The 946-nt window shown below is 61.8% G+C and carries 1 protein-coding gene; it reads left to right on the forward strand.

Going from position 1 to position 946, the window contains the following annotated elements; translation table 11 throughout:
- A partial coding sequence (locus tag BF99_RS23560; RefSeq protein WP_038099072.1) for a hypothetical protein occupies positions 1-946 on the forward strand: 946 nt, incomplete at both ends.

A 946-nucleotide genomic window follows, 5' to 3' on the forward strand; every position in this document is an offset into this window, starting at 1 on the left:
CCTTCACCACTTCCGACTGGAATACGGCCCAGTCGGTCACGATCAGCGCGACCGAGGACAGTGACATCACCGACGAGAGCACGAGCATCTCGGTTTCGGCAGCGGGTGGCGGCTATGACGATGCCACCGGCACGGTCAGTGTCAACGTGACGGACGACGATGCGGGATCACTGATCCTCCCGTCGAATGCCGTTGCGCTCACCGAGGGCGACACCACCACATTTGACATGCAACTGTCCATGCTACCGACCGCGAACGTGACAGTGACCTTGGCCCAGCCGAGCAACACCGACGTCAAACTGGATACCGATACCAACGAAAGCGGCGAACAAAACACCCTCACATTCACGGCATCCAACTGGAACGTAGCCCAAACGGTCACATTGAGCGCGGCCGAGGACAGCGATACCGACAACGAGAGTACGAGCATCTCCGTTTCGGCCGTGGGCGGTGGCTACGGCGATGCCACCGGTAGCGTGAGCGTCGATGTGACGGACGACGATGCGGGGAGCCTGACGCTTCCGTCGAACGCCGTTCCGGTTGGCGAGGGCAGCACCACCACCTTCGAAGTGCAGTTGTCGGGGCAACCGACCGCAGACGTGACGGTCACGCTGGTTCAGCCGAGCAATACCGATGTCACGGTGGACACCGACACCACAGACACCGGCGATCAGAACACCCTGACCTTCACCACTACCGATTGGAGCACGGCCCAGTCGGTCACGGTCAGAGCGGCCGAGGACGGCGATACCACCGACGACAGCGCGACCATCTCGGTTTCGGCAGCGGGCGGTGGTTATGGCGATGCCACCGGTACGGTGAGCATCGATGTGACCGACGACGACGTGGGAACCCTGACCCTCCCCTCATCTGCCATTGCGATCACCGAAGGCAACACATCCACTTTCGATGTGCAGTTGTCCGCGCTACCGACCGGAACCGTCAC

This window comes from Thioalkalivibrio sp. HK1 (assembly GCA_000583135.1).
Lineage (GTDB): Bacteria > Pseudomonadota > Gammaproteobacteria > HK1 > HK1 > HK1.